The organism is Corallococcus interemptor, from assembly GCF_003668875.1.
Taxonomy (GTDB): Bacteria; Myxococcota; Myxococcia; order Myxococcales; family Myxococcaceae; genus Corallococcus; species Corallococcus interemptor.
Genome location: NZ_RAWM01000066.1, coordinates 40,410 through 46,742, shown reverse-complemented (window position 1 = coordinate 46,742; position 6,333 = coordinate 40,410). Strand labels below are relative to the sequence as shown.

The following is a 6,333-nucleotide window of genomic DNA, read 5'->3' as shown; positions in this document are numbered from 1 at the left end:
TCGAATGCAGCATGTCGAGGAAGGGCAACTGCTGGGACAACGCGGTGGTGGAGAGCTTCTTCTCCTCGCTGAAGATGGAGCTCGTCTACGAGCGCAGCTTCCAGACGCATGAAGAGGCGAAGCGGGCGCTGTTTGAGTACATCGAGGCGTGGTACAACCGCCGCCGCAGGCACTCCGCACTCGGCTATGTCAGCCCCGAGGAGTACGAGCGGAACGCCTCAACCCGAAGTGCGGCAGCTTAACGAACCTGTCCACGAAATCGGGGCAAGCCCACCGTCGCCCGGACGGATGAGCACCCAGAGCCCGTACAGGTGCCTGCGGCGGAACTCCTTGTCGCGCATCATTTCCACCCCGTCGCCCCGCCTGAAGTGGTGCGCGAAGTCCTCTCCCCCCACGACCCAGCTCACCTCGGCCGGCAACCGGAAGGCGCCTCGCTGGAAGCGCACCAGCTTCATCGACTGGTAGGCCACGAACGCGAGGATGAGCACGCCCGGCATGAGCGCGCAGAGCAGCCCCATGGCATCGGGAGTGACGTGTGTCGACATGGCGGCTCCTTCATCACGCTGAAGCCGGCGGAGCATAACCTGGACGGAGCCGCTGCCGCCGCACGCACGGTCTACCCGTGCGTGCGGTCCATCTCCCTCGCCTACTTCTCGCGGGCCGTGGTCTCACCCGTGAGGGTGAACTGGGTGGCCGCCGCGGTCACGTCCACGGCGGTGAAGCCCACGGACGCCGGCGTCCCGCTGCCCGGCAATTCGATGAGATCAATGCGGTCGCCCGTCACGAGCTTGCCGTCGATCTCCACCTGGAACGGGGCGCTGGCCGACCCCACGGAGAACGGGCCGTAGGAGCCGCCGCCGTAGAAGCTCCAGCCGGGCGCCGTCACCAGCGTGCCATCCATGTCCAGCTGGAGCCGGTCGTTGAAGCCCACGTTGCACGGGTACCAGTAGGACGCGAAGTCCCACCACCAGGGCCGCATGAAGCGGTCGTAGTTGTTGAAGTTGATGCCCTTCGCGACCAGGGCCCCGCGCGAATACACGGCCGCCGCGTAGTGCGCGCCGCCCTTCGTGCCCGGGAAGGTGGGCTCCAGGACCATCTGATCCTTGGACCCGCCCAGCCCGATGCGCAGCGTGCTGATCACCCGGGTGCCGTCGCGCGCCGTGAGGAACAGGCCCTGCTCCTTCGCACCGATACCGCCGATGGCCGCCTCCATCCGCCACGCCGAGGCACGCGGGAACTGGCTGGAGAAGCCGTCCTGCCTCACCGTGTTCAGCCCGGCAACGTCGATGCCCTTCGTTCCGGACTTCAGCGTCGCGTTGCCGGTCGCGCAGTTCCGGATGCCATTGAAGCCATCGATGCACTGCGTGGCGCTTGCCTCCTGCGCCATCAGCGTGTCGCCCTCGGAAGCCGTCCCTTCACCACAACCCACCGCCGCCATGCACAGGAGAGAGGCCGCCATCAGGCGACCCTTGATCTGGATGTTCATCGAGCTGAACCTCATTTGAGGGGATGACTGCTTGCCGGCACGGGGGGCCGGCCCCCACCCCCATTGCAGTCCCCACGCCACACGCCGCTCACTCGGAGGGGCAGGCGTGGGGAGCGCCCACCGTGGCTCGATGGGTCACAACGCGCCTGCATTCGTAACCCTTCGGTTTACAAGCACGCGGAGAGCGGCGGCGCATGGGATGGTGCGGCATGGATTTCCAGGCGCGACTCGAAGCGCTCACGCACCAACTCCGGCCGCGTGCACCACCGAGCCGGCCCTACCTCAGGGAACGCGAACGGGGCGGGTGAACCACATGGCCGTGCCGTCTCCCAGCTCGCCCGCGCTGTTCGAGCCCCAGGCACTCACGCTTCCATCCATGCGCAACGCCAGCGAATGAAACTCCCCCGCGGCCAGCACGGCCGTCCCCACGGCGCCAGGGGCCCGGACCGGAGACAGGCGCGTCAGGGTGGTCCCCTCCCCCAGTTGCCCATAGTTGTTGTTTCCCCATCCCCAAAGGCTCCCGTCCGACCGGAGCGCCAGGGAATGATTGCGGCCAGCGGCCAGCGTCACCACGTTCGTCAGGCCCGGGACCTTCGCGGGAAACATGCCCGTGTTCTGCGTTCCGTCTCCCAGCTGCCCATCGAGGTTATACCCCCAGGCATGGACGGCTCCGTCCATTCCCAGTGCCAGGGAATGAAATCCGCTGGCGCTCAGCGCCATCACGTTTGACAGTCCGTCGATCCTGGCAGGCACGCTTCGAGACACATAAGTCCCGTCCCCAAGCTGCCAAAAACCATTCGAGCCCCACCCCCAGACAGTGCCGTCCGAACGAAGGGCCAGGACATGACTGGCCCCGGCGGCGATGGCCACCACATCCGTTACCCCGAGCGCTTGGACGGGGAACAGGTGGGCAACGGTGGTGCCATCCCCCAGCTGGCCCAGGCTGTTATTCCCCCAGGCCCAGACGGTGCCATCCGCGAGCAAGGCCACGGAGAAACCGTCTCCTCCGGCCACGGCGGCGGCATTCAAGACCCCGGCGACCCTCGTCGGGAGAGGTCGATCCGTCGTCGTGCCGTCTCCCAGTTGCCCCGACCAATTCTTTCCCCAGGCCCAGACGGATCCATCCATCGCCACCGCGAGTGAGTGACTGAACCCCGTCCCCAAAGCCACGATGTCCCGCAGGCCAGGCACCTGTGTTGGCACGATGGTGGAAGACCTGGAACCGTCACCCACGGGGCCCCCTCGTTCATGAGCCCCCCAGGCCCAGACGGATCCGTCCGAACGCAATGCCACCGAAAAACCAGTTCCCACATTCAGGGCGACGACATCCGTGAGTCCGGCCACGGCGACCGGGGACTTCCGAAAGACGGTCTCTCCTTGCCCCAGCGCTCCGCCAACATTCAACCCCCACCCCCAGATCGATCCATCCGAACACAGCGCGAAAGAGATCAGATGGTTCGCTGAAAGGGCCACCGCGTTCTTCAATCCTGACACCTGAACAGGGGCAAGCCGCCGCAACTCGGTGTCATCCCCCAGCTGGCCATACCAGTTGTCGCCCCAGGTCCAGACTGTTCCGTCGGAGCGAAGCGCCAACGAATGGGTTGTCCCGGTCTCCACGGAGATCACCCCGGTCAGTCCAGGAACAGGCGCTGGAAACCACTGGCTGTAGATCGTCCCATTCCCCACCTGCCCGTAGTAGTTCTGCCCCCAGGCCCAGACCGAGCCATCGGAGCGCAGCACCAACGAATGACCGCCGCCAGCCGCCACGGCGACCACGTTCGTCAGGCCCATCACCCGGACAGGCGATTCTCGCGGTGTCGTTGAGCCCTCTCCAAGCCTGCCATCGCTGGACTCTCCCCAAGCCCACACGGTCCCGTCGCTCCGCAGCGCGAGCGAGTGGGATCCCCCCGCCGCCACCGCCACCACGTTCGACAGCCCGGGGACCTTCACGGGGAACAAGCGCCGCGTCCGGGTTCCATCGCCCAGTTGTCCGCTGTTATTGCCACCCCAGGCCCAAACAGAGCCGTCTGACTGCAACGCCAACGCATGAGTGAATCCCGAACTGATGGCCGTGATGTTTGAAACCATTGGCACCTGGGATGGCGTCGGGCGGCGGATCGTGGTGCCATCACCCGCTTGCCCGTAATCATTCCCACCCCAGGCCCAGACCGTTCCGTCGGAGCGCAGGGCCAGGGAGTGGGCCCACTCCGCATCCACCGCGACGATGTTCGACAATCCCGGCACGAGCTGCGGGAGATAGCCATAGCCATCCAGGACTCCCAGACCCAGCTGCCCACCGTCATTCGCGCCCCAGGACCACACGCTCCCGTCCCGGGTGACACCCAGGCCGTGCCGCATGCCTCCCGCCACGGCCATGAACGGAGGAGCCTTCACACTCCGGGTATGTCTTGAACCTGGGTCGTCAATCCCCGCCGGTGCCCCCGCCGCCGCGGGGTTTCCCATGAGAACCACGGGGAGACTGAGTGCAACGACCCACCAGGATGCCTTCAGGAATTTTCGCATGGCTCCAGCATACCCATACGCACTCCGGGTATTCCAGAAATGTCAGACGGTCATGTCAGGGTATCCCGCGTTGGTGGACATCCCCACCAACGCAGTGATGGAGACATACCGCGATGATGCAATACCAGACGCGAATCCCCTCCCTCAGTCAGGTCACCGCCACCCACTACACCCCCGGCGCGGACCATCTGTACTACACGGATGTCGGCACCGGTGAGGTGTGGTGGATGCCCGTCAACCCCGCCACCCAGCTCGTGTCCCGGAGCCAGGTGGTCGCCAAGGGCCAGCAGATCAACCTCAACGTCTTCGCCACGGCGGACGTCCAGTGGGACACCGCCGGCGCCAACCTGGTGGCCCGCAACTTCGCCCGCATCCTGCCGCTGACGGGCGTCAATTCGCTGGCGGAGATCACGCCCGCGAGCCTGGAGGCCGCCAACTGGGCGTCGGTGCCGAACAACAACTCCGTGCCTGAGAACGGGTCGTCCACCACCGGGCGCTTCTACGCCGTCCGCATCAACTACGCGTCGGAGTACCACTACGCCAAGCTGCGCATCTACAAGCTGGGCGCCCAGACGTGGATGGAGTGGGTGACCTACACCCTCAGCCCCAATCCCTACCGCGTCGGCGCGGGGCTCTCGGACGTGAGAGACCTGGTTGTCTCCGAATACGAGACGGCCTTGTACGTCAGCGCCCTGGACGTGAACTCCGGGCTCTACAGCGTCCTCTCCTCGCCGCGGACGAGCAGCGCGCTCAGCCCCTACCCCGAGTTCAGCATCCAGCCGCAGCCCGTCACCTACGAGCCCCTGGATGAGCCCCAGCAGCTGGTCCTGGATGGGGAGTTCATCTACGTGGTGGATGCCCACAAGCTCTGGCGCATCAACCTCGCCACGCAGGAGACGTATGCCGTCGTGACGGGCTTCTCCAACGGCAAGGGCCTGCTCCTGTCCAGCAGCGGCCCCTCGCTGATGGCCTACATCGCGGAGTCCAGCGGCAAGGTCTTCGCCGTGGACATCTCCGACTACGTCGGGGGAAGCACGCCCATCCAGGTCTCGCTTCCGGCCTACCAGCTCAGCACCACGCAGCTGGGCTTCCTCGCCTGGGCCAACCCGGAGCGCAGCGCGTTCTACGTCCCCCTCACCGACACGCGGGAGGTGGCTCGCGTCGACCTGCTCACCGGGGGCATCACCACGGAAGGCACCACGCTCACCCCGGCCCCCGGGCCCTCCAGCATCGAGGTCTTTTCCGACAGCACGCTGTACGTGGCGTGCACGACGGAGATGGGCCGGTTCACCCGCTCCATCACCGTGTCCAACGTGCTGATGCTGGGCATTGGCCTGATTCCGTTCGACTACATCAACAACTCCGTCCAGAACCCCGCCACGCCTGGGCCGGACGACGGCAAGGCCAACACCAGCTCCGCGCCCGGCTACTACTTCAGCGGCTACCCCAACCTGCCCTTCGGCGGGGACCTGAGCCTGATGCTCAACCACCCGCTGGCCTGGAACAGCGGGGTCCGGTTCTACAGCGTGAAGCTCAAGAACCTGGCGTCGGGGCTCACGCGCTCCATCGTGGACACGTTCTACGACTTCAAGTGGGACGCGACCGCCGCGCCGCCCCGCTTCAACAACCAGCCCACCGCCTCCACCGGAGGCCTGTTCCCCATCCGCGACCCGGCGGACCTCTGGTACAACGCCTACCTGGGCCTGCTGCTGAGGACCACCACCGCGGACAACGGCCACAACGTCCTGACGGTGGACTTCTTCGACGCCAACAAGCAGCCCATCCCGAGCGGCTCCTTCTCGCGGCTGCTCTTCGTTGACAACACCCGCTGCGGCGTCCGTCTGGAGTTGCCGCGCGTGGGCTCCAGCACCACGCCGCCCACGGCGGGCGTGTACCCCACGCTGGAGTGCGGCTGCCTGGCGTACGTGACCAAGAACGACCTGGTGGAACTGGACTTCACCGCGTGGCAGCCCCAGGGCTCCGGCACCTACAGCCTGCGCGTGTCCGGAGGGAGCGGGAACATCCCGCTGCTCGCGCAGGACGGGGTCGTCACCCAGGCGCCGACGCTCGTCACCAAGTCGCAGACGTCCGCCAGCAAGCCCATCCGCGTGGGCCACATCCTGGGCAACTGCGACGTGGCGAACGTGTCCATCGGACTGAGCGTGCCGTCGCGGGTCATCGACGGGTTCGGCTGGGTGAACCTGGGCGCCTCGACCTCCCGGTACTTCACCCTCATCAAGGGCCCCATCAGCCACACGCCCTGGACGGAGCCGTAGCCTCCTGAAGCCCCAGCCGCCGCACGCACGGTCACTCCGTGCGTGCGG

5 protein-coding genes are annotated in these 6,333 nt (G+C 66.4%); 2 read left to right on the top strand and 3 right to left on the bottom strand.

What is annotated here, in order from left to right; genetic code table 11:
* The coding region (locus D7X96_RS22875) for an integrase core domain-containing protein (protein WP_147468371.1) at positions 1 to 242 on the top strand (242 nt) is incomplete at its 5' end.
* On the opposite strand, the gene D7X96_RS22870 is transcribed toward D7X96_RS22875, so the two are convergent.
* From D7X96_RS22870 to D7X96_RS22860, 3 genes are all read right to left on the bottom strand, one after another.
* Entirely contained in the window at positions 219 to 545 is a 327-nt protein-coding gene (locus D7X96_RS22870; protein ID WP_121770709.1) for a hypothetical protein, read from the bottom strand. The genes D7X96_RS22875 and D7X96_RS22870 overlap by 24 nt on opposite strands.
* Positions 546 to 646: 101 nt before the next feature.
* Positions 647 to 1,486 carry a hypothetical protein gene (locus tag D7X96_RS22865; protein WP_121770708.1) on the bottom strand — a complete coding sequence of 280 codons (840 nt, stop codon included), beginning with the start codon at positions 1,484 to 1,486 and terminating at the stop codon, positions 647 to 649.
* Positions 1,487 to 1,768: 282 nt separating this feature from the next.
* Complete coding sequence (locus D7X96_RS22860) at positions 1,769 to 3,949, bottom strand: RCC1 domain-containing protein (protein ID WP_440588245.1); 2,181 nt, start codon at positions 3,947 to 3,949, stop codon at positions 1,769 to 1,771.
* A gap of 173 nt (positions 3,950 to 4,122) precedes the next feature.
* On the opposite strand from D7X96_RS22860, the gene D7X96_RS22855 reads away from it, so the two are divergent.
* A complete protein-coding gene (locus tag D7X96_RS22855) occupies positions 4,123 to 6,285 on the top strand; it encodes a hypothetical protein (RefSeq protein WP_121723665.1) in 2,163 nt (720 codons plus the stop codon).
* Positions 6,286 to 6,333: the final 48 nt, after the last annotated feature.

Bases quoted from the DNA above. Each gene is read 5' to 3' on its own strand.
- D7X96_RS22860 (WP_440588245.1), bottom strand. From the start codon at position 3,949: ATGGGAAACCCCGCGGCGGCGGGGGCACCGGCGGGGATTGACGACCCA.
- D7X96_RS22865 (WP_121770708.1), bottom strand. From the start codon at position 1,486: ATGAACATCCAGATCAAGGGTCGCCTGATGGCGGCCTCTCTCCTGTGC.
- D7X96_RS22855 (WP_121723665.1), top strand. From the start codon at position 4,123: ATGATGCAATACCAGACGCGAATCCCCTCCCTCAGTCAGGTCACCGCC.
- D7X96_RS22870 (WP_121770709.1), bottom strand. From the start codon at position 545: ATGTCGACACACGTCACTCCCGATGCCATGGGGCTGCTCTGCGCGCTC.